General features: G+C 59.5%; 18 protein-coding genes. 10 read left to right on the top strand and 8 right to left on the bottom strand.

All coding sequences use genetic code 11. The features are described from left to right. Position 1: 1 nt before the first annotated feature. The 7 genes from dnaN to LAP85_00310 all read right to left on the bottom strand — a co-directional run bounded on the left by dnaN (position 2) and on the right by LAP85_00310 (position 7,687). The gene (gene dnaN / locus LAP85_00340; GenBank protein ID MBZ5494822.1) at positions 2–1,111 is read right to left on the bottom strand and encodes a DNA polymerase III subunit beta; all 1,110 of its coding nucleotides are present in this window, start codon (positions 1,109–1,111) and stop codon (positions 2–4) included. Positions 1,112–1,485: 374 nt separating this feature from the next. Next, positions 1,486–2,802 carry a chromosomal replication initiator protein DnaA gene (gene dnaA, locus LAP85_00335; protein MBZ5494821.1) on the bottom strand — a complete coding sequence of 439 codons (1,317 nt, stop codon included), beginning with the start codon at positions 2,800–2,802 and terminating at the stop codon, positions 1,486–1,488. A gap of 560 nt (positions 2,803–3,362) precedes the next feature. Next, complete coding sequence (locus LAP85_00330) at positions 3,363–3,770, bottom strand: hypothetical protein (protein MBZ5494820.1); 408 nt, start codon at positions 3,768–3,770, stop codon at positions 3,363–3,365. Positions 3,771–4,180: 410 nt separating this feature from the next. Then, a complete protein-coding gene (locus tag LAP85_00325) occupies positions 4,181–4,675 on the bottom strand; it encodes an HIT domain-containing protein (protein ID MBZ5494819.1) in 495 nt (164 codons plus the stop codon). After that, positions 4,675–4,950, bottom strand: coding sequence for an integration host factor subunit beta (locus LAP85_00320; protein ID MBZ5494818.1), 276 nt, complete (start codon positions 4,948–4,950; stop codon positions 4,675–4,677). The genes LAP85_00325 and LAP85_00320 overlap by 1 nt, the downstream gene beginning before the upstream one ends. 18 nt (positions 4,951–4,968) lie before the next feature. Continuing rightward, positions 4,969–5,874 (bottom strand): signal peptide peptidase SppA, encoded by a 906-nt coding sequence (gene sppA / locus LAP85_00315; GenBank protein MBZ5494817.1) that lies wholly within the window; start codon positions 5,872–5,874, stop codon positions 4,969–4,971. A 25-nt stretch (positions 5,875–5,899) separates the two neighbouring features. Next, entirely contained in the window at positions 5,900–7,687 is a 1,788-nt protein-coding gene (locus LAP85_00310) for a 30S ribosomal protein S1 (protein MBZ5494816.1), read from the bottom strand. A gap of 434 nt (positions 7,688–8,121) precedes the next feature. Here LAP85_00310 and LAP85_00305 point away from each other — a divergent pair, with 434 nt between their 5' ends. The 8 genes from LAP85_00305 (at position 8,122) to LAP85_00270 (ending at position 16,640) form a co-directional block, all read left to right on the top strand. Further along, entirely contained in the window at positions 8,122–10,974 is a 2,853-nt protein-coding gene (locus tag LAP85_00305) for a peptidase (GenBank protein ID MBZ5494815.1), read from the top strand. A 105-nt stretch (positions 10,975–11,079) separates the two neighbouring features. Then, positions 11,080–11,280: a 50S ribosomal protein L31 gene (gene rpmE, locus LAP85_00300; GenBank protein MBZ5494814.1), complete on the top strand. Its 201-nt coding sequence runs from the start codon at positions 11,080–11,082 to the stop codon at positions 11,278–11,280. 28 nt (positions 11,281–11,308) lie between these two features. Further along, the gene (locus tag LAP85_00295; GenBank protein MBZ5494813.1) at positions 11,309–12,286 is read left to right on the top strand and encodes a DUF1385 domain-containing protein; all 978 of its coding nucleotides are present in this window, start codon (positions 11,309–11,311) and stop codon (positions 12,284–12,286) included. Between the two features lie 71 nt (positions 12,287–12,357). Further along, on the top strand, positions 12,358–13,449 hold the full coding sequence (gene prfA / locus LAP85_00290; protein MBZ5494812.1) for a peptide chain release factor 1: 1,092 nt from the start codon (positions 12,358–12,360) through the stop codon (positions 13,447–13,449). 130 nt (positions 13,450–13,579) lie between these two features. Further along, complete coding sequence (gene prmC, locus LAP85_00285) at positions 13,580–14,452, top strand: peptide chain release factor N(5)-glutamine methyltransferase (GenBank protein MBZ5494811.1); 873 nt, start codon at positions 13,580–13,582, stop codon at positions 14,450–14,452. A gap of 94 nt (positions 14,453–14,546) precedes the next feature. Next, complete coding sequence (gene murA, locus LAP85_00280) at positions 14,547–15,806, top strand: UDP-N-acetylglucosamine 1-carboxyvinyltransferase (protein ID MBZ5494810.1); 1,260 nt, start codon at positions 14,547–14,549, stop codon at positions 15,804–15,806. Positions 15,807–15,862: 56 nt separating this feature from the next. Then, positions 15,863–16,207, top strand: coding sequence for a histidine triad nucleotide-binding protein (locus tag LAP85_00275; GenBank protein ID MBZ5494809.1), 345 nt, complete (start codon positions 15,863–15,865; stop codon positions 16,205–16,207). Between the two features lie 127 nt (positions 16,208–16,334). Continuing rightward, positions 16,335–16,640 carry a hypothetical protein gene (locus LAP85_00270; protein ID MBZ5494808.1) on the top strand — a complete coding sequence of 102 codons (306 nt, stop codon included), beginning with the start codon at positions 16,335–16,337 and terminating at the stop codon, positions 16,638–16,640. A gap of 64 nt (positions 16,641–16,704) precedes the next feature. Here the strand turns inward: LAP85_00270 and hutU are convergent, their stop codons facing one another. After that, a complete protein-coding gene (gene hutU / locus LAP85_00265; protein MBZ5494807.1) occupies positions 16,705–18,366 on the bottom strand; it encodes a urocanate hydratase in 1,662 nt (553 codons plus the stop codon). 456 nt (positions 18,367–18,822) lie between these two features. On the opposite strand from hutU, the gene LAP85_00260 reads away from it, so the two are divergent. After that, the gene (locus LAP85_00260) at positions 18,823–20,115 is read left to right on the top strand and encodes an aspartate aminotransferase family protein (GenBank protein MBZ5494806.1); all 1,293 of its coding nucleotides are present in this window, start codon (positions 18,823–18,825) and stop codon (positions 20,113–20,115) included. A 258-nt stretch (positions 20,116–20,373) separates the two neighbouring features. Then, positions 20,374–21,750: a dihydropyrimidinase gene (gene hydA / locus LAP85_00255; protein MBZ5494805.1), complete on the top strand. Its 1,377-nt coding sequence runs from the start codon at positions 20,374–20,376 to the stop codon at positions 21,748–21,750. Positions 21,751–21,776 lie beyond the last annotated feature (26 nt).

Here is a 21,776-nt window from a genome sequence, read left to right as displayed (position 1 = left end):
TTTAAAACTTCATGGGCATGACGACATAACGGTAATCCAATTCCGTCGGGCCCACCGGTGCGAGCATTCCCTGCGTCTCGGAATCCTTGACCAGGATGTTTATGGTATCCGATTCGCAGGCGCCCAGGAAGTCCAGCAGGTACTGGGGATTGAATCCGATGCTGATTTCGGCGCCTTCGTACTCGACCTCGACCTGTTCGTGAGCCTCTCCGGCATCGGCGCTGCTGGCGGTGATCTCGGCCACACCCCGGCTGAAGGCGAGCCGCACGGCGCGCAGCTTTTCGTCGGACATCACCGCCGCTCTGCGGATCCCTTCCGCGAGCGTGCGGCTGGGCGCGACAATACGCTTGTCGTTGTCGCGCGGAACCACCATTTCGTAGTTTGGAAACTGGCCGGCGAGAACCCTGGAGATCAGCTTTTTGCCCCCGACGGAGAAAAAGATGTGATTCTCATCCCTCCCGAACTCGACCGGCAACTCCGCGTCCCCGATGAGCCTGAGGATTTCCACCAGGGTCTTGCGTGGGATCAGAGCACGAATTTCAGCTTCGCCGGTCTCGATCTCCACCGTCTTGGTTACCAATGCCAGTCGGTGGCCGTCCGTGGCTACCATGCGCATCTCGTGCGGGCCGAGAACAAGAAGCGCGCCGTTCAGCGAATAGCGGGACTCTTCCTGGGTGATCGCAAACATGGTGCGCAGGATCATGGCCCTCAGGTCGTTTCCCGGGAGAGGGATCCCTGCCGCCGGCGTCTGCGGTATGGATGGAAAGTTTTCACGAGGCAGGCCCACCACTTTGTACTCCGACCTCCCCGCCTTCAATTTCACCCAGTCGTTTTCGAGCAGAGTGCAGTGGATCTCGGATTCTTCAGGGAGCAGACGCACAATGTCGAAAAGCCGCCGCGCCGAGACCGTCAGGGTGCCGGGCGCATGCACTTCCGCCGCACAGCCGCAGCAGATGCTGACATCCAGATCCGTCGCGGCAATTCCGAGCCCGTTTCCCGATGCTTCCAGCAAAATATTCGAGAGAATCGGAATCGTGCTTTTTTTCTCGATCACTCCCTGAACGAGGTTCAACTCATTCAACAGCAAATTTCTTTCAACCGTGAATTCCATGAAACCCTGCTCCTTGGAGAAGAAACTGCAAAGGAAGCGATTATAAACAAAACCAGCCGGCAGCGCGACCTTGAAGTTGAGTCCAAGCGCCGATTTTTTCCTTTTCTGAAGATTAATAGATTACATCTTTACTAGAAGAAATAGTAGGGCCGGTGAATCTGTTGAAAAGAGGGCTAAGACGAAATTTCCGAACGAGCTGAAGATTGGATTAAAAAAAGGCACGCTGAGGAAATGGGTCCTGATTTGTGGAAAACATCGAACCATGCGGCAATCCACAGGATTTGCGGCGGTACCCGTGTGAATAAGAACGCTAATCTTACGTGTCAAACCAATTAGCCTGTTGATCTTCCTGTGCCAAACGATGAGGTTTTGAATCAGCGGAACGAGGGCAGGATCTTGGTGAGGGCGGCGGCGATTTCGGAGTCTTTCTTTTTTTGCTCCTCGATCTTGCGAATCGAATGCAGTACCGTGGTGTGATGCTTGCCGCCGAAATCCTTGCCGATCTGGGGCAGGGACAGCCCCGTGACTTCCTTGCAGATGTACATGGCGATCTGCCGCGGCTGCGAAATGCGACGGGCGTTGTTTTTTGATTTGAGTTGCGTGGGTTTCAGGCCGAAATAGCCGGCGACGGCGCGGATGACCATCTCCGAGGTGATCGAACGCCGGTCGTCCTTTACGAGGTCCTTGAGGACCTCCCTGGCGTAGCTGATGTCGATCTCCGAGGCGTCCATGCCGTCGAGAGAAGCGCGGGCGGTGAGACGGATCAGAGCCCCCTCGAGTTCCCGGATGTTGGAGCGGATGCTGCTGGCCACATAGACCGCGACCGAGTCTGGCAGCGCCACGAGGTCCGACTCCGCCTTCTTTCTGAGGATCGCGATCTTGGTCTCGAGATCGGGCGGCTGAATGTCCGCTATCAGGCCCCACTCGAAGCGGGAGTGCAACCGCTCTTCGATCGTGGGGATTTCTCGCGGCGGACAGTCACTGCTGATCACGATCTGCTTCTGTGCGTCGTAGAGCGCGTTGAACGTGTGAAAGAACTCTTCCTGCGTGCGTTCCTTGCCCGCCATGAATTGGATGTCATCCATAAGCAGGATATCGATGTTGCGATACTTCTCCCGGAACTGGCTGGTGCGGTCAAATCGAATTGAGTTGACGAGCTCGTTCATGAACCGCTCCGAGGACATGTAACTGAGGTGCAGCCTGGGAGCCTTGCTCTGGATGAAGTGCCCGATGGCATGCATGAGGTGGGTTTTGCCCAACCCCACACCACCGTAAATGTATAACGGGTTATACGCCTTCGAAGGCTGTTCTGCCACAGCCAGGGCCGCAGCGCGCGCGAATTGATTGCTGGAGCCCACTACAAACGAATCAAAGGTGTATTTGGGGTTGAGAGGGAAGGATCCGGCGGGGCCGTCTGCCGCCTGGCTCGCTGCAACCGGAGTTTCACTCGCCGGCGGGGTTCCCACGGAAACCTTCAGCTGGAGCGGACTGCGGGCAGCTTCCTTTACCGCTTCACGCAGCACGTCCGAGTAGTTCTCCAGCAGCCACTTCTTGAAGCTTTCGTTGGGGACGGTAAGGTGAAGTGCGTGGCCGTCGCAGTAATCGAAGACGATCGGGCGAAACCAGGTTTCAAAACACTGTGAGTTGACCCGCTTGCAGACACTGGACAACACCTGGGTCCAAACTTCCATACGACACTCTTAGGAGAAACGAATAGATGATTATGATGAATTAGGTGATCTCCGCTGGATGTGTCAAAATTTCCACAGGTGTTTCCACAACTGTGGAAAAGCGCACCACCCCCTCGTGCAGCAGGTACTTCTTGTTCTCCTACTGCCCCCGAGACTTCAAATTCAGGGGATTTCAATTTGCCAACCCTCTTGGGGTGGCGCGAAGCGTTTCGACCCAACAACGGGCGTGAAAGTAACACACAGGTTAGATGCTTGCAACCAAAAAAAACAAAAATAAATTTCCGGCACGATGACGCTGAAACCAGCGACTGGCGCGGGTTTTGAGACACTCTGGCCTTCGGAGGTAATCCCGATGCGGGTGCGGAAACCGTGCCTGTTTTGCAAATTGGAAGGGCCCGTTTTTGGGGAGATGTTTCCTCGGAGTTGCTCCTGAATTCGGTCGCATCGGCTCTTGCAGCGGGGGGCGCGGCTCCGGTGCAACTCACGAGTTCCGGATGGCGTGTGGCACTCATGTGCACCGCAGCCGCATACGAGGAGGCGGGATCGGATGGGTCCGCGGATCAACGGTCCTGCTTGCGGTCCTTGAGGTCTTTCTTCAAATCCAGCCTGTCGCGGCGGATGTCACGCACATCCTGACGCTTGTCACGGACATCGTTCCTGATGTCTCTCTTGTCGCTCCTGATATCGCGACGATCCGCCTTGATGTCAGCGGGATTCTCCTTGTTTTTCATATCCTGCCTGAGATCCTTGCGATCGGCGCGGAGGTCCTTCGTGTCATTGCGAATGTCCCGCTTGTCCGCTCGCAGATCTTTGCGGTCCCGCTTCAGATCTCTGATGTCCCGCTTGATATTCCTGGCGTCCTGCTTCTTGTCCCGTGCTGCGGGTTGGAGCTGCGCAGCCGTTCCACTGTAAGCTGTCCCGAGGCTCAGCCCACCGGCAGCAGGGCCTGATTTGCCGCATTTTTTCAATCTCTGCGACTCAAGGCCCGCCTCGCGAGGTTGCGGTCAGATTCCCCCGCGATTGCCGCCCGCCACTCGGTTTCATGGGGTATCATTGGGTGGATATGTTGCGCGACCCGGAATTTTTCGGAGATCAGGAACTTGTACTTATTTACATGGCAAAGCGATTGAAGGAGGCGCGCGCTGTTGAGGACGCACTGAATGCGGGTGCGGTGGATTATGCTGTCGTCCCGGAACAATATACCGGCGGGATTTTCTTCAGCTCTCGAAGAGTGGGTGCTTTCTTTTATATCAGTCCGCAGTCTCGGGCGCGAGCTCGTGCAGCGCTCTGGGCGCGTGGCTTCATACCCAGGGACGAACCCTAAGTCATATTCCTCGGCGTTCCAGGCTGGAGCCCGCCGCCGCTCCGCCGCTCCCCGCTATTCGAGATCGTGAAAATGGGGGAGCAGGCGCTGGTAAGTCTTGGGGAGTTGCTCGGGCAAAACTCGCGTCTCCGACACGATCGAAACAAAGCTGGTGTCGCCGGTCCAACGCGGCAGGACATGCATGTGCAGGTGGTGATCGACCCCCGCGCCGGCCATTCTGCCCAGGTTGAAACCGAGATTGAATCCATCAGGATGGTATTCGTTCTGCAACGCAGCCTCACACCGTTGGGCCACGATGAGAAAATCGTGAAGCTCCTCTTTGGCAGCATCGCCGAGGAGGGAGATGTGCCGGTTGGCGACGATCAGCATGTGCCCGGACGTGTAGGGAAAGAGGTTCAGGATGACGAACAGCGTTCTGCCGCGGAAGAGGAGGAAGTTCTCCCGGTCCTTTTCGCGCGCGGCGACTATGCGGCAGAAAACGCAACCGGCGTCAGTGTGATCGATCCTGGTTATATAGTCATAACGCCAGGGCGTCCACAATCGGTCCATTAGACGTTGATCAGATCCTTGATTTCCTTGCCGGGCTTGAAGTATGGGACCTTTTTGGCCGGGACAGTCACGCCGCTGCCCGTTTTGGGATTTCGACCCTGGCGTGAAGCCCGGTGGCGGATGCGGAAGGAACCGAAGCCGCGGAGTTCGATCTTCTCACCCCGCTGCAGGGAATCGGTGATGCTGTCCAGGACGGTCTGGACGATGACTTCTGCATCCTTCTTGGTCAGTTCTGACTGGCCGGCGACTTCTTCAACCAATTCTGCTTTAGTCATTACGATTTGTCTCCAAGATTATTTCCAAAGGTATTGAAATCGTATGTGAGACTCCGAACGATCCGGATTCAAGGTGAGGACAGATCGGGCGTCTCCCAGCAGTATATCCAAGATTGAAATCTTCTTCTTCGGTGGAGTGACAATTCTCGGTTCGCCGACGATGCCGGCCATCTTGGCGGCTGCAGCGACGGCGTCCTGCAGCGCGCCCAGCTCATCCACCAAGCCATTGTTCTTGGCCTCCAGGCCGGTATAGACGCGACCATCGGCCAGCTTTTCCACGTCGGCCTGGTTCATCCTGCGGCTGGCGGCCACATCCTTGATGAACTGGCCGTACATGTTTTGAATGAGGCTTTGGAAATAGGCCTTCTCGGCATCCGTGAGCGGGCGGGAGGGAGATCCGGTATCCTTGAACTCGCCGCTCTTGAAAACGATGTCCTGCAGCTTCGCCCACTTCAGCAACTCCGAGTAGTTATACCACTCGACAATAACGCCGATGCTGCCGGTGATGCTGCCGGGATTGGCGTAAATCCTGTCGGCTGCGCAGGCGACGTAATAGCCGCCGGAAGCGGCCACAGACGCCATGCTGACGACCACCTTCTTGCGAGTTTCGGCGCGAAACTTCCGCACCGCCTCGAACATTTCCTGGGAGGCCGCAACGCCGCCGCCGGGGCTGTTGACTCGCAGCACCACAGCCCGTACTCCCGGCGAGCTGCCGATGTCTTTGAGTTGATCTGTGAATTCCTTGGAATCGAAGATGATTCCTTCCAGGTCGAGCACCGCAACCGCGTTGCTCGAAAAGGAAAAGGAAGAGCCCGCGCCGCCGGAAAAATACAGAGCCAGCGCCAGGAGGGAGATGGCAAAAAAGAGCACAGCCCCACCCCCCACTACCAGCCACAGCAAGAGATTGGATCGCCGTTCAGGCATGGATTCAGATCCTGCCGACTGCAGATCAGTCGGTGCTGGGTTTCTTCAAGCGCTGCAATTGATCGCCGAGACGCTCCCCCATCGACGCGTTGCCGGAGTCGGCTGACGCCATGTAGGAAGTGAACTCGAGCCGCGGCTCTTCCTCCTTCATCGCCTTCAAACTCAGCCCGATCTTCTTTTCGGCCAGGTTGAGCTTGATGATTCTCATTTCGACTTCCTGGCCGACGTTGAGGAATTCCGTGGGCTTCTCGACATGCTTATCGTCCAACTCGGACACATGGCATAGTCCTTCGATTCCCTCCTCGAGCTCGACGAAAGCGCCGAAATTGGTCATGCGGGCAATCTTGCCCCGCACGATCTGACCGAGCTGGTGGCGGCTAAACCAATCTTCCCAACGATCGGGCTCCAGCTGCTTGATGCCGAGGCTGAGCTTCTGGTTCGCGGCGTCGATGCTGAGAATGACGGCCTGGACCTCGTCACCTTTTTTAAGCATTTCCGAGGGATGCTTGATGCGCTTGGTCCAGGACATATCGGAGACGTGGACCAGTCCGTCGATGCCTTCCTCGACTTCCACAAAGGCCCCAAAATCCGTGACGTTGCGCACTTTCCCGGTGATGACCGTGCCGGGCGCATAACGCGTTTCAATGACATCCCAGGGATTCGGCTCCGTCTGCTTCAGGCCGAGGGAGATCCTCCGCGCCTCGATGTCGATGTCCAGGACCACGACCTCAACCATGTCGCCGACGGTCACGATCTTGGAAGGGTGCTTCACACGCTTGTTCCAGGTCATCTCCGAGATGTGGATCAGGCCCTCAATGCCGGGTTCGAGCTCGACGAATGCTCCGTAATCGGTCAGGCTCACGACCTTTCCCTGGATGCGGATATTCTTGGGGTAACGCATGTCCGCATGCAGCCAGGGATCCTCAGTCAGCTGTTTGTAGCCCAACGAGACGCGGCCATCTTCGCGGTTGAACTTGATGACCTTTACTTTCAGCTTGTCGCCGACGGAAAACAGCTCGGAAGGATGATTGACGCGTCCCCAGGACATGTCGGTGATGTGGAGGAGCCCATCGACGCCGCCAAGGTCAATGAAGGCGCCATAGTCGGTGATGTTCTTGACCACGCCTTCCATGACTTTGCCGTCCTCGAGCACTTCGAGGGTTTTCGCCTTTTCCTCTTTCATGGATTCTTCCAGAACGGCCTTGCGGGAGAGGACGATGTTGCCGCGCTTCTTGTTGACCTTGATGACGCGCATCTCGAACTCTTCACCGCGCAGGCTGTCGAGGTTCCGGACGGGTCTCAGATCGATCTGCGAGCCGGGAAGAAACGCGCGCACGCCGATGTCGACTGCCAGGCCACCCTTGATGCGCTCAATGACCCTGCCCTTGACCGTGGACCCCTCGCGATAGGCGCGTTCGATCTCATCCCAGATCTTCATGCGCTCCGCTTTCTCACGCGAAAGCACGACGTAGCCCTCGGAATCCTCCGTCTGCTCCAGAAACACGTCCACAGCGTCGCCGACTTTGATACTGACCCGGCCCTGTTCGTCCGTAAATTGGGCAATTGGTATGATGCCTTCGGACTTGAATCCCACGTCCACAATGACGCCGCCGCCGGAGATGGCGATGACCTTGCCTCGGATTACTTCTCCTTCAGAAAAGCTCTGGGTTCTTCCCTCGTGTGCCGCGAGAAGTGCTTCAAAGCTGCTGTCTTCACTCTGATCGGCACCCTTCTGAGACTGGGGCCGGGATGGGGCGCTTTCCTCCGCAGAACCTCCTGCGTCCGTCTGCGCGTCGTTGATGTCAAATGGCATTCTCTCCTCCTGAATTTGACCCAAACCGGCTTGGATCGCACCGGCTCAGGATCTTTGCAAATACTATAATGGCTTTGTGATCTGGCGGGAATAAAAGAGGATTACCCGAAAGGTTTAAGTTCCAAGCCTGCAGCAAATCCAAGGGTCATCATTCCTTCGATCACAAGAAGTATAAAAACGCTTTTATACCCCAGCCCCCCGGTATTGTCAAGTACAAGCTTTTATGTAAGTTACGGCTCCCTGGGGTGCGCAGGTCTGCCCGCACCTGATTTTTCCCCGCTGCGGGTCGCTCCGCTCCACGGCGGCGGCGAGTCGCCATACGCGCGGACGCCCCGCAGTTTTTGAGCTTGCCCCGGAATCGACGGTAATGAAAGAATAGGCGCACCTGTGGGCCCGTATCAACCACCGAACTGTAAACAGTGAGGATAATCACCGTGAAGCTCAAAACTCATTTCCTCGTATGTCTGCTGGCCGTGACGCTGACCGTGCTGTCGGCCGCAGCCCAGAGCAAGATCACGACTCCCAAAGAGCACTTCGGGTTCAACATCGGTGACGACTACCAGCTTGCGAACTACGCGCAAATGGTCGACTACTGGAAAAAGCTGGCCCAGCAGTCGGATCGCATCAAGCTCGTCGAGATCGGCAAGACTGCCGACAATCGCACGATGTTTATGGCCGTCATCACTTCGCCTGAGAATCAGAAGAAACTCCCGCACCTGAAGGAGATCGCAGGCCGCCTGGCGCTGGCGGAAGGATTGACCGACGAGCAGGCTAGAGCCCTGGCGCGTGAAGGCAAGGCCGTCGTATGGATCGACGGAGGTCTGCACGCCACCGAATGCCTGGGCGCGCAGCAGCTCATCGAACTGGTCTGGCAGATGGTGAGCATGAATGATGCCGAGACGCTTAGGCTGCTCAACGACGATATTCTCCTGGCCGCGATCGTCAATCCCGACGGGATGGATCTGGTATCCAACTGGTACATGCAGACTCCGGATCCGGCCAAGCGCACGATGAGCGGGCTGCCGGTCCTATATCACAAGTACGTCGGCCATGACGACAATCGGGACTTCTACATGTCGAACATGCCGGAAACCACGGCCATCAACAACGTTTTCTATCACGAGTGGTTCCCCCTGATCGTCTATAACCACCACCAGACCGGACCAGCCGGGACCGTGCTGTTTGCGCCGCCTTTCCGCGATCCGTTCAATTATAATTTCGATCCGCTCGTGCCCATCGGCATCGACCTGGTCGCGGCGGCCATGCACGACCGTTTTATCGCCGAGGGTAAACCGGGGGCCACGATGCGCACCGGCTCGAGCTATTCTACCTGGTGGAACGGAGGATTGCGGACGGATGTCTACTTTCACAACATGATCGGACTCCTGACCGAAGCGATCGGCAATCCGACTCCCCAGAGCATCTCGTTTGTCCCTCAGCAGCAGCTCCCGAGGGCGGACCTTCCCTACCCGATCCAGCCCCAGCAGGAGTGGCATTTCCGGCAGTCCATCGACTATTCGATCACGGCTGACCGCGCGGTTCTGGACGTGGCATCCAAGTATCGGGAGGAGTTCCTCATGAACATTTACCGCATGGGGAAAAACTCCATCGACAAAGGAAACCGTGACAACTGGACCGTGCATCCGAAAGAAATCACGGCAATTGAAGAGGCTCAGGCGAGAGACCGTGCGGCTGCAAGTACAGCAGCTGGCGCCGGAGCCCCGGGTCAGGCCGGCGGGCGCGGCGGGGCTCCGGGTGGGAGCGGCGGCAGGGGTGGCGGCGTCGCGTTGAAGTATTACGATATGATGCGGGATCCCTCGCGGCGTGATCCTCGCGGCTTTATCATCCCCTCGGACCAGCCCGACTTTCTCACCGCAACCAAGTTCGTCAACGCTCTGATCAAGAACGGAATCACCATTCATCGAGCTACCGCTCCGTTCCAGGTCGGCGGCAAGAGCTATCCCGCCGGTTCCTACGTCGTCAAAGCCGCCCAGGCATTCCGGCCGCACATCATGGACATGTTCGAACCCCAGGATCACCCGAACGACCTCCAGTATCCGGGTGGTCCTCCGCGGCCTCCGTACGACATCGCCGGTTGGACCCTGGCCTACCAGATGGGCGTCAAATTCGACCGCATCCTCGATGGCTTTGACGGACCATTCGAAAAAATCACCGGCTTTGCGAAGCCGCCTGCCGGCAAGGTCTTGTCTGTCCAGGGGACGGCTGGCTTCCTGTTGAGCCATCAGATCAACGACGCATTTATCGCGACCAACCGGTTGTTGAAGGCCAATGAAGAAGTGTATTGGCTCAAAAAGCCGATCAGCGCCAATGGAAAGAACTATCCGGCGGGTACGCTGTTTATTCCCGCCAAGCCGACCACTGCAGCGGTCTTGGGGACGCTGGCCAGGGACTTCGGCCTGAACTTCGATGCGGTCACCACGAGACCGACCGGCGACGCTCTGAAGCTCCGGCCGGTGCGCATCGGCCTCTGGGACCAGTATGGCGGCAATATGAATTCGGGTTGGACCCGATGGTTGCTCGAGCAATTCGAGGCTCCGTTCGAGCTGGTTTTTCCACCCAGGCTGGACGCGGGCAACCTCGCTTCTAATTTTGACGTGCTGATCTTTGTCAGCGGCGCCATGCCGGCGCTCCCTGCGGAAGGCGGCGGTCGCGGCGGCCGTGGTGGTGGCGGTTTTGGCGGGGGGGCCCAGGCGACCATCCCCCCTGAATATAAGGATCGGGTAGGCACAATAAGCGTGGCGACGACCGTTCCGCAGCTGCGCAGGTTCCTGGAAGAGGGCGGCACCATTCTCACGATCGGCAGTTCGACGAACCTCGCCTACCACCTTGGCCTCCCGATCGCGGACGGGCTGGCCGAGAAGCAGGCCGACGGCACAGAAAGGCATCTGGCGCGCGACAAGTTTTATGTCCCCGGCTCCGTGCTCCAGGGCCGCGTGAATTCAAGCGATCCACTGGCCTACGGCATGGAGGAATTGGTGGACTTCTTCTTCGACAACAGCCCCGTGTTCCACCTCGAACCCGCTGCTTCTCTTGCGGACCTGCGGCCGGTGGCCTGGTTTGACAGCAAGACGCCACTGCGCAGCGGCTGGGCCCTGGGCCAGGGATATCTGGAACAAACAGTAGCGGTTGTGGCGGTGCCGGTCGGGAAAGGCAAGCTGTTTCTGTTTGGGCCCGAGATTCTCTTCCGCGGCCAGCCGCACGGCACGTTCAAGTTCCTGTTCAACGGGATCTACTATGGCCCGGCTGAGCCGGTGACATTTAGATAGTCGGAAAGAAACCTCAGCTGTGGATTCCACGAACCAGGCGTTTCCTGGAATCCGTGGCCGGTTTCTTGCAGCATCTGGTATAATAAAGGTTTTTGTGAGGCGTACATGAAAAAGGATATACATCCCCAATACCATAAGGTGCAGGTAAGTTGCGCCTGCGGGAACCAGTTTGAGACTCGATCCACGAAGAAGGAGATCCGCCTGGAGATCTGCTCGGCCTGCCATCCTTTCTTCACCGGGAAGCAGAAGCTGATCGATACTGCCGGCCGCATCGAACGTTTCCAGAAAAAGTACAGTCTGAAATAGCGGCTGCCCACGGATAGAGGATATATCCATGCCGGGTAGCGACAAAAAGGGGTCACCCGAAGACATTCTTGTCGGCGGGCAGGCAGTGATCGAAGGCGTCATGATGCGCACGCCGTACGCCTATGCGGTGGCGGTCCGGCGCGCGGATGGTTCGATGACTGTCAAGAAGGAGCCCGTGCGCCGTCTGGCCGACGTCTGGAAGCCCCTCACGTGGCCTGTCGTCCGCGGTTTCGCTGTCCTGCTGCAATCCCTGGTGCTGGGAATCCGCACGCTCAACTTCTCCTTTAATGCGGCGGTTGCGCATGCTGAAGCGAAACCCGATGCTGCGGCGACCACCCCATCAGGCCAGACATCCCGGGACAGCAGCTGGCTGCCGATCGCGTTGTCAATGGGTGCGGCCGCGATCGTTGCTATCGGAATTTTCATCCTGGTGCCGCTCTACATCACGACGTGGCTGAAGGGGTATTTTGCGGCCGTTCACAACTGGGTTGTCTTCAACCTCGTCGACGGCGTGATCCGGGTCGTGTTCTTTCTTTCCTACATCCTGCTGATAAGCAGGATGAAAGACATCAAGCGCGTTTTTCAATATCACGGCGCCGAGCACAAGGTGGTCTATACCTGGGAAGCCCGTGAAGAACTGACGGTCGAAAACGCCCGTAAGAAGTCCACGTTGCACCCCCGCTGCGGCACCAGCTTCCTGCTGTTCGTGATGGTGGTCAGCATCGTGGTCTTCTCCATTTTTAAGTTCCAGGCCTTCTGGGCCATTTTCCTTTCGCGTGTGGTACTGATCCCGCTTATCTCGGGCCTGTCCTACGAGCTGATCCGTTTCTCGGCTCCCCGCAGCCGGCAGGGCTTCTTCCGGCTGGTGGTTCTTCCTGGTCTGACGCTCCAGCGCATTACGACCAAAGAGCCCGGCGACGAGCAGCTGGAAGTCGCGATCCGCGCGCTCCAGGAAGCGCTTGCACTCGACAGCATCAAAGCGCGCGAGGCTCAGGCTGCCGCTTAGCGGACCTTTTGTGCCTCCCTCATTCCTGGCCGCGCCCAGGGAAATATCCTATAATTTCGACGGGCAATCCCATGATCGACAAGCTGAATGAACTCGAGCAGAAATTCGAAGAGCTCAACCGGCAGTTGGCTGACCCGGCGGTTCATGCCAATCCGGCTGCCTACCAGAAGTATGCCAAGGCGCACCGGGACCTGAGCGGAATCGTCGAAAAATTCAAGGAGTATAAGGATCTTCTGCACGGCATGGAAGAGACCAAGATGCTGCTCGAAGCGGAAGCCGACCCCGAAATGCGGAAGCTGGCGGAAGAGGAGCTGGCGGCGCTTGAAGCCCGGACCGGCGCCTGCCAGAAGGACCTTCAGCTGCTGTTGATGCCCAAAGATCCCAACGATGAAAAGAATGTGCTGCTTGAGATCCGCGCCGGCACCGGAGGCGACGAAGCGACGTTGTTTGCCGCCGAGCTCTTCCGCATGTACGTACGCTACGCGGAGCAGTGCGGATGGCGCGTGGAGGTTACCGAGGAGCATCTTTCGGAGGTGGGCGGGTACAAGGAGATCATCGCGATCGTGGAAGGGGAGCGCGTCTACAGCAAGCTCAAGTACGAGAGCGGCGTGCATCGGGTCCAGCGGGTTCCGGCCACCGAAGCCAGCGGCCGGATCCACACTTCCGCCGTGACGGTTGCAGTCCTGCCCGAGGCCGATGACGTCGAGATCAAGATCGATCCCAAGGACATCCGCACCGATACCTTCTGCTCTTCCGGGCCGGGGGGCCAATCCGTCAACACGACCTACTCTGCAGTGCGCATCACCCACCTCCCGACGGGGCTGGTGGTTTCGTGCCAGGACGAAAAGTCCCAGATCAAGAACCGAGCCAAGGCGCTGCGTGTGTTGCGCTCGCGGTTGTACGACCTCGCCCTGCAGGAGCAGCTGAAGTCCATCGCCGAGAACCGGCGCAGCCAGGTGGGCAGCGGCGATCGTAGCGAGAAGATCCGGACCTATAACTTCCCTCAGAACCGCGTGACCGATCACCGGATCGGATTGACGGTGCATAACCTTGCCGGTGTCCTCGACGGCAACATAGGTTCGGTCATCGAAGCCCTGATCACCCATTTCCAGGCTGAGAAACTGAAGCAATCTGTTGTGATGCCCGTATCCCAGGCAGACTAACGAGAAGTGCGGTGGCAGGATGCCCGTTTCCTGATTTCCATCAAAACAGCGCAGGCCGGGCATTTCAGGCCGGAATCGGGGAGTGCGCATCCTCTCGCCGGACTTGGGTCGAAGTATGAATTCGGAGCACATGGTGCAAGAGGTCGCCACCGTCGGGGCCGCGCTCAGTTGGGCGACCGAGGAATTTCGGCGGGCGAAAGTCGACTCTCCCCGGCTGACTGCTGAGGTGCTTCTGGCGCACATTCTGAGTTGGGAACGGGCACGCCTTATCGGCCACATCTACGATCCGCTGGCTGCCGGTGCCTGGGAGAAATTCCGGACGCTGGCGAGGCATTGCGCGGCGGGGGAACCCCTGCACTATCTGACAGGCGAACGGGAATTCTATGGGCTTCCTTTTCGAGTGACGCCCGCGGTGCTGATTCCCAGGCCGGAGACTGAGATCCTGGTGGAGCATGCGGTGGAATGGGTGCGCAGGCGCGGAGGAGGCGTGCGGTTTGTGGATGTCGGGACCGGCTCGGGATGCATCGCGATCTCCGTGGCGCGCGAGCTTCCCGGCGCGCGCGGCTGGGCGACCGACATTTCGAGAGAAGCGCTGGTGCTGGCGCGGGAAAATGCGGACCGGCTCGGCGCCGCGGCGCGCATCGGGTTTGTCTGCTGCGATCTCCTGGATTGCTTTCCGGCGCGGCCGTTGTTCGACCTTATTCTCAGCAACCCGCCCTACATTTCCGGGGCGGATGTGCCCGAACTGCCCCGCGTGGTCCGCGAGCACGAACCTCACCAGGCTCTGTTCGGGGGGGAATCGGGGCTCGAGGCTTCGCGCCGCCTGATACCGCAGGCAGCTGCGCGTCTCGCAGCGGGAGGCTGCCTGTTGCTGGAAGTCGGCGCCGGGCAGGCGAGCGAGGCTGCGGAACTCATCAAGCGGGCGGATTTGACCGTGACCTTGACTATCAAGGATCTGCAGAGCATCCCCCGTTGCCTCGTCGCGCAGCGGAGGATCCAGTGACGGCCACCACAAGGCGTCACGGATCGGACCGATTAGAATGCGCCCAGTGCGTGCAGTCGGTGGCATGTTTCGTCTTTGACTGACGGGGGTTAAGATGGACAAGATTCGCATCACGGGAGGAACGCGGCTGGCCGGCCGTGTGGAGATCAGCGGTGCCAAGAACGCAGCCCTGCCTGCCATGGCCGCTTCACTGCTCACGCCGGAAACCATTGAACTCGAGAATATACCGCGCGTGCAGGATATCTTCACAGCGCGGCGGCTTCTGGCCGAGATGGGCGTTGCGGCGGAAATCACCCCGTCCGGCCTGGCGAGGCTGAAGGCCGATCACCAGCTCACCTCCCGCGACGCGCCCTATGAGCTGGTGAAGACCATGCGTGCCTCCATCCTCGTTCTTGGCCCACTGGTGGGGCGGTTCGGGTTCGCACGCGTCTCACTCCCCGGAGGCTGTGCCATCGGCGCGCGGCCGGTGAATCTCCATCTTATGGGCTTGGAGAAAATGGGGGCGCACTGCGACATCGTCCACGGCTATGTGGAAGCCAGCTGCAGCCACCTGACGGGCGCCCAAATCATGATGGACACCGTCACGGTCACAGGCACCGAGAACCTGATGATGGCCGCTTGCCTGGCGCGGGGCGAGACCATACTCGACAATGCCGCCTGTGAGCCTGAGGTTGTCGACCTTGCCGATCTGCTCCGGAAGATGGGGGCGCGCATCGATGGGGACGGCACGCGTACCATCCGGATCCAGGGCGTCGACGGGCTGCGCGGCTGCCGCCACCGCATCATACCCGACCGCATTGAGGCGGGCACATTCGCTGCCGCGGCTGCCATCACACGCGGCGACGTCGAGATCTCCGGATGCCGGCCGGATCACATGGGTGCACTGCTTTCCCAGCTCGAACGCACCGGCGCCGAGATTGAGGTCCCAGGCCCGGGCACCGTCCGCGTGCGCGGCCGGGATCCTATTCAGTCTCAGGACGTGACCACGCTTCCGTATCCGGGTTTCGCCACCGACATGCAGGCCCAGTATATGGCCCTGATGACGCAAGGGAACGGCGCCGCTGTCATAACCGAGACGATTTTCGAAAACCGCTTCATGCACGCGCAGGAACTGGTCCGCATGGGCGCAGACATAACGATCGAAGGGCGGCGTGCTCTCGTGAAGGGCTGCAAACCTCTGACGGGCGCCAAAGTGCTTGCGTCGGACCTGCGGGCGAGCGCCTCGCTGGTCCTTGCGGGACTGGTTGCCACGGGCGAAACCGTCGTCGACCGCGTTTATCATCTCGACCGGGGTTATGATCACATCGAGGTCAAGCTCGCCGGGCTTGGAGCGGTCATCGAGCGCCTGAAATGATTCCGGCAGCGGTCAGGAGGCTGCTGATTCATGTCCGCGGGAAGTTCATCATGAAATTGTCCGGCTGCATCTTTTGCCAGATCGTCGCGCGTGAAAGGCCGGCGGCTGTGCTCCATGAGGACGACCGTTGCATCGCCATTGAAGATGTCAATCCCAAGTCCCCCGTCCATGTGCTGGTCATTCCACGCAAACACATACCGTCATTAACGGACAGTGCAGCGGATGACGAGGGGCTCCTGGGTCATCTTCTTCTCGTGGCCGCGCGCGTGGCGAAAGACAAAGGCATCATCGGCAGCGGCTTCCGTACCGTCATCAACACCAATGCCGGCGCCGGCCAGACGATCTTTCACCTGCATCTGCACGTGATGGGCGGCAGACTCATGCGCTGGCCTCCGGGCTAGTTCAATGGACGACTGACGACGGACGCATGACGGATAGATCCGCAACGGCGGATCAAACGGATGTCGAGCGCGAATTGCGCATGTGATTTTATTCGTCGTTCTGCACATTTCCAGATGGGAGCAATCCATGACTACGGAACAAAGACCTTTGCAGATCATTGCCGATTATTCGAAGAGCTCTCCGAGGGTCTATGCCAACTACGTGCAGGTGAGCATTTCGCCGATCGACTGCACCCTCACCTTCTGTGATGTGATCGGCCCCTTGAACGAGGAAGAAGGGCTGCGCATGCAGAAGACCGGATCTTTGCCCGCCCCGGTTCGGGCCGTGCTCGTGATCCCGAATCAGATCGTCGAGGGCCTGATCCAGGCGCTGCAGGCGCAGCGCGACAAGCAGGTGGGGATGGACAAACCCACTGGCACCACCGTTCAATGATCCGTTCCGTAACCACGAATGACACGGGACACCGGGAGAATCGTGTTCGCGGCCTGAGAATGGTTCACATCATTGGAATTTTGATGTTTTTGTGGCGGGCGAACTGCCTGGCATCGTCATAACCGGCGTCGACGTGGCGGGCGACGCCGATCCCCGGATCATTGGTAAGCACGCGTTCGATTCGGCGGGCCATCCCGGCGGTGCCGTCCGCAACCGTCACCTGGCCGGCGTGCATCGAGTAACCGACGCCCACGCCGCCGCCGTCGTGGAACGATACCCAGGAGGCGCCGCTGGCGGTGTTGAGCAGCGCGTTCAGGATGGGCCAGTCGGCCACGGCGTCCGAGGTGTCCTTCATCGACTCGGTCTCGCGGTAGGGCGACGCGACCGAGCCGCAATCGAGGTGGTCTCTCCCGATGACGATAGGCGCCAGGATTTTCCCGCGCGCGACCAGGTCATTGATGCGCAGACCGAATGCGGCCCGCTCGCCGTATCCAAGCCAGCAAATTCGGGCGGGCAATCCCTGAAAGCGGATCCTCTCCCGGGCAAGCCGGATCCAGTTGCAGAGAGACTCATTCTCTGGGAACATTTCCAGCACCAGGCCGTCGGTGGCCGCAATATCCGCCGGGTCGCCCGAGAGCGCTGCCCAGCGGAAGGGGCCGCGCCCTTCGCAGAAGAGCGGGCGGATATAGGCCGGGACGAATCCGGGAAAATCGAGCGCGTTGGTGACCCCGGCCTTGAGCGCATGGCCGCGGATGTTATTGCCGTAATCGAAGGTGACGGCGCCGCGCCGCTGCATTTCGAGCATGGCGCGCACGTGCACGGCGATCGAGTCCATGCTCCGGCGCACGTATTCGTCGGGATCCTCTCGGCGCAGGCGCGCGGCCTCTTCCAGTTTGACCCCGGCGGGAACGTAGCCGTTCAGCGGATCGTGCGCGCTGGTCTGGTCGGTGAGCGCATCGGGCGTGAAACCGCGGCGCACCAGTTCCGGGAGCACTTCGGCGCAGTTGCCGACCAATCCTATCGAAATTGCCTCCCCCCTGCGTGCCGCACTCTCGACGAGGCGGAGTGCTTCGTCCAGATCGTAGGAAATGCGCTGGCAATACTCAGTGCGAAGCCGCTTGTGGATCCTCTCCGGGTCCACGTCTATGCCCAGGAAAGCGGCTCCAAGCATCGTGGCTGCCAGCGGCTGGGCTCCGCCCATGCCGCCGAGCCCTCCGGAGACGAGGATCTTGCCACGCAGGCTGCCGCCGAAGTGGCTCCGTGCCATGGAAGCGAAAGTCTCGTAAGTGCCCTGGACGATTCCCTGGCTGCCGATGTAGATCCAACTCCCTGCAGTCATCTGGCCGTACATCATCAGGCCGATGGCCTCGAGCCGGCGGAACTCCGTCCAGTTATCCCAATTCCCCACCAGGTTGGCGTTGGCGATCAGGACGCGGGGTGCATACTCATGGGTGCGGAAGACGCCGACGGGTTTGCCCGACTGCACAAGCAGCGTTTCGTCGTTTTCCAGATTCTGCAGGGAGGCGATGATGGCGTGGTAGCACTCCCAGTTGCGCGCCGCCTTGCCGCTGCCGCCATAGATGATCAACTCTTCGGGACGTTCCCCGACCTCTTCGTCAAGGTTGTTCATCAGCATGCGCATGGCGGCTTCCTGATGCCAGCTTTTGCAGCTCAGGCCGGCCCCCCTGGGCGCCCGAATTTTCGGTTTCGATCCGGTCTTCAGCATGACGGCCTCCGGTGACTAAAAGGATCCTCTCTTGGGAGCAACCCCGCATGCTAGTACATTTGCCCCGCGCCATCAAGCTGCGCCCATTCCGGGGCAAGCCACCCCCAAAATGCACGAGATCAGCGCAGAAAGGGCGCGGAGGGGAGCGGAGAGTTCGGAATCGAGGCCGTCAAAGCGCTGCGTTCTCTGCCACTACCCGCGGCTTCTGCGCCAAGCTGTTGAGGGTCGAGGTAGTATTCATGCGTCGGAGAGTGCGCCCCGGCGCCTGGGCACACAGTCAGGGACTGTCCCGAAATTCCAATCCGGTGATATAATGCCTCGACGTTGAGAGAAGGCATTGACCTGCAGGCCACCTGAGTCAGAAGGCAGGCGTCTCGACCCGCTGGTCAACGGGGATCCATAAGGAAGAAGCGACAAAGAAAGATACTATTTGTGGAATTGTCGGTGGGCAAGACGCTGACGAAGCAGGAAATCCTCGAGAAGAAGGAGCGTTTCCTTTTCCCCGCGATCCTCACATACTATTCCGAGCCGCTGGCGCTTGCACGCGGCAAGGGCCTCCACCTTTATGACACGGAGGGACGGGAGTACCTGGACTTTTTCGGCGGGATACTCACCGTCATCGCGGGACACTGCAATGACACGATCACGGACGCCCTGGTGGAGCAGGCGCGCACGCTCCAGCACGCGTCGACCCTGTACCTGACCGCGCCCCAGGTAGAGCTGGCTGAGAAACTTGCCGCCATCACACCGGGTCGCCTGCAGAAGAGCTTTTTTACCAACAGCGGCACAGAAGCCAATGAGACAGCCATCCAGATCGCGCGTGCGTACACGGGGCGCCACGAAGTCGTAGCCCTGCGTCACGCCTACAGCGGCCGATCGGCTCTGGCCATGAGCATCACGGGCCAATACGCGTGGCGCACAGGCGGCCCGGGACTTCCCGGGATTGTGCATGCCCACAGCGCCTACTGCTATCGCTGCCCATTTGAAAAGACATATCCCGACTGCGAGCTGGTTTGTGCCCGGGATATGGAGGAGATGATTCGTACGGCTACCAGCGGGCAGCTGGCGGCCTTTATTGCTGAACCGATACAGGGCGTGGGTGGTTTCATCACTCCGCCCAGGGAGTATTTTTCGATCGTAGCGGAGATCGTCCGCAAATATGGCGGGGTATTCATCAGCGACGAAGTTCAAACAGGATTGGGCCGGACTGGAGGGAAATGGTTCGGCATCGAGCACTGGAGCGTTCAGCCCGACATCATCACCATGGCGAAAGGGCTGGCCAACGGGTCCCCAGCCGGGGCCACTATTGCCGCTCCTGAAATCGCTGATTCATTCAAGGGTTTGACCATATCCACGTTCGGCGGCAACCCGGTAGCCGCCCGCGCGGCAAAGGCCACAATCGATTTCATCGAGTCGGAGGGCCTGCTGGAGAACGCGCGGGTGACGGGCCAGTATTTAAGAGAGCGCCTCGAGGAACTGCAGGACAAGCACCTCATCATCGGGGAGGTCCGGGGCATGGGCCTCATGCAGGGCGTGGAGCTGGTACGGGATCGCAAGACCAAGCAGCCGGCAGTTGAGGAAATGCGCCGGTTGATGGACCTGGCAAAGAACAACGGCTTGATCCTCGGCAAAGGGGGGCTCTACGGTAACGTGATCCGCATCTCCCCGGCTCTCACCTGCACCAGGAGGGACGTGGACGACGCAGTGCTTCTGTTGGACCGATCTTTGGATCAGCTCCGGCAGGCATAGTCCCAGCGTTCACCTGCCTGATGTAGGGGAGAAACGCCCGCCCGCGCAGCGCTGCAAACCCTCCGCCGTACCGTGCGCACCCGCTTTCGATCGAAGCGGACCAGCCTTCAAGAGACAAGACGATATATTGGGATCGTTAAGACGACACCGTATGTGCGAAACGAAGCGGCTGCGAAAAACGAGGATGACACGAGATATCGATCCGCGTCCTCCACGTTCTTCGCTGCAGCTCTTTCGTTTTCGCGCCCTGGAGAGCTTATGACAACCTTGATCAAGAACGGAACTATCATCACGGCGACGGACATGTACAAGGCGGACATCCTGGTGAAGAACGGCATCATTTCCGAGATCGGAAGAGAGATTTCTAAAATCGCCAGCGAGATCGTGGATGCAACGGAAAAATGGGTTTTGCCCGGCGGAGTCGACGTCCACACTCACCTCGACGCTCAGGTCGACGGCATGACCACCGTGGATGACTTTGAGACCGGCACAGCTGCCGCCGCAGCCGGCGGAACCACGACTGTAGTTGATTTCGCCCAGCAAGCGCCGGGAGCTACCCTGGCGCAAACCCTGGAAGCATGGAAGGCCAAAGCCGAGGCGCGCGCCGTCGTCGATTATGGATTCCACATCGCGCTCTCGGAAGTGAACGACGCCGTAGCTAATGAGATTCCCGCGATGGTGGAGTCAGGCATTACGAGCTTCAAGGTCTCGCTCGAGGGAATCGGCGAACGCCGCATCAGCGATGCCGCCGCTTTGGATTTCCTGCAGCGGGTGACGGCGGCGGGCGCGCTCCCCTGCGTCCACGCCGAGAACGGTGAGGTGATCGATCTCCTGTGGCGGCGCCTGTCGGCGGCCGGCAAGAGCTCGGCGAAGTACCTCCCGGCGGTCAGGCCGCCGGAAGTGGAGGCCGAGGCCGTGGCGCGCATCATCTCCCTGGCCGATCTGGCACACACCCCCGTGTACATTACCAACCTGTCCTCGGCGCACGCGCTCGAAAAGGTCAAGGCTGCGCGCGATCGCGGCCAGCAGGTTTTTGCCGAGACTTGCTCGCATTATCTCCTTCTCAACAGCGAGCGCTATGAGGAAAATGAGGCCGTCAAGTACTATGTGACCCCGCCTCTGCGACCTGCCTGGCATCAGGAGATTCTCTGGAAGGCTCTGAACTCTGGAGACATTCAGGTCGTCGGGAGCGACCACACCGCCTTCAACTATGCCGGCCAGAAGGACCTGGGCACGGACAGCTTCGTTCAGGCGCCGCGCGGCCTCTCCGGCGTGCAGGAGCGCCTGTCCGCGATCAGTTCGACCGGTGTTCAAAACGGCAGGATCTCCATGAACCGCTTGGTGGATCTGCTTTGCAGCATGCCGGCCAGGCTGTTCGGCCTGTTCCCCCGCAAGGGAACCATTGCCGTGGGGAGCGATGCCGATCTGGTGATTTTCGATCCCAGAACCGATCAAACTCTTTCGAAGGCGATTGCGCTTTCTCGTGTCGATTACTGCGCCTACGAAGGGATGAGAACCCATGGTTCTCCGTGGCTGGTGATCCAGCGTGGCAGAATCATCGCCCGCGAGGGGAAGGTGATGAGCCGGCCGGGCAGCGGTGAATTCCTGCCGCGCGCCAAGTTCGGTACCGTCTGAGCCATCGCGCCCGTGTTGATTTCTGA

This window comes from Terriglobia bacterium (assembly GCA_020072565.1).
Taxonomy (GTDB): domain Bacteria; phylum Acidobacteriota; class UBA6911; order UBA6911; family UBA6911; genus JAFNAG01.
Note: the sequence above shows the minus strand (reverse complement) of the source record. Positions and strands in the feature narration are given on the sequence as shown.

Excerpts from the sequence above, each read along its gene's own strand:
- dnaA (MBZ5494821.1), bottom strand. The coding sequence starts at position 2,802 with ATGGAAGTTTGGACCCAGGTGTTGTCCAGTGTCTGCAAGCGGGTCAAC.
- prfA (MBZ5494812.1), top strand. The coding sequence starts at position 12,358 with ATGATCGACAAGCTGAATGAACTCGAGCAGAAATTCGAAGAGCTCAAC.
- murA (MBZ5494810.1), top strand. The coding sequence starts at position 14,547 with ATGGACAAGATTCGCATCACGGGAGGAACGCGGCTGGCCGGCCGTGTG.
- LAP85_00325 (MBZ5494819.1), bottom strand. The coding sequence starts at position 4,675 with ATGGACCGATTGTGGACGCCCTGGCGTTATGACTATATAACCAGGATC.
- sppA (MBZ5494817.1), bottom strand. The coding sequence starts at position 5,874 with ATGCCTGAACGGCGATCCAATCTCTTGCTGTGGCTGGTAGTGGGGGGT.
- hutU (MBZ5494807.1), bottom strand. The coding sequence starts at position 18,366 with ATGCTGAAGACCGGATCGAAACCGAAAATTCGGGCGCCCAGGGGGGCC.
- LAP85_00295 (MBZ5494813.1), top strand. The coding sequence starts at position 11,309 with ATGCCGGGTAGCGACAAAAAGGGGTCACCCGAAGACATTCTTGTCGGC.
- LAP85_00310 (MBZ5494816.1), bottom strand. The coding sequence starts at position 7,687 with ATGCCATTTGACATCAACGACGCGCAGACGGACGCAGGAGGTTCTGCG.
- prmC (MBZ5494811.1), top strand. The coding sequence starts at position 13,580 with ATGGTGCAAGAGGTCGCCACCGTCGGGGCCGCGCTCAGTTGGGCGACC.
- LAP85_00320 (MBZ5494818.1), bottom strand. The coding sequence starts at position 4,950 with ATGACTAAAGCAGAATTGGTTGAAGAAGTCGCCGGCCAGTCAGAACTG.
- dnaN (MBZ5494822.1), bottom strand. The coding sequence starts at position 1,111 with ATGGAATTCACGGTTGAAAGAAATTTGCTGTTGAATGAGTTGAACCTC.
- hydA (MBZ5494805.1), top strand. The coding sequence starts at position 20,374 with ATGACAACCTTGATCAAGAACGGAACTATCATCACGGCGACGGACATG.
- LAP85_00270 (MBZ5494808.1), top strand. The coding sequence starts at position 16,335 with ATGACTACGGAACAAAGACCTTTGCAGATCATTGCCGATTATTCGAAG.
- rpmE (MBZ5494814.1), top strand. The coding sequence starts at position 11,080 with ATGAAAAAGGATATACATCCCCAATACCATAAGGTGCAGGTAAGTTGC.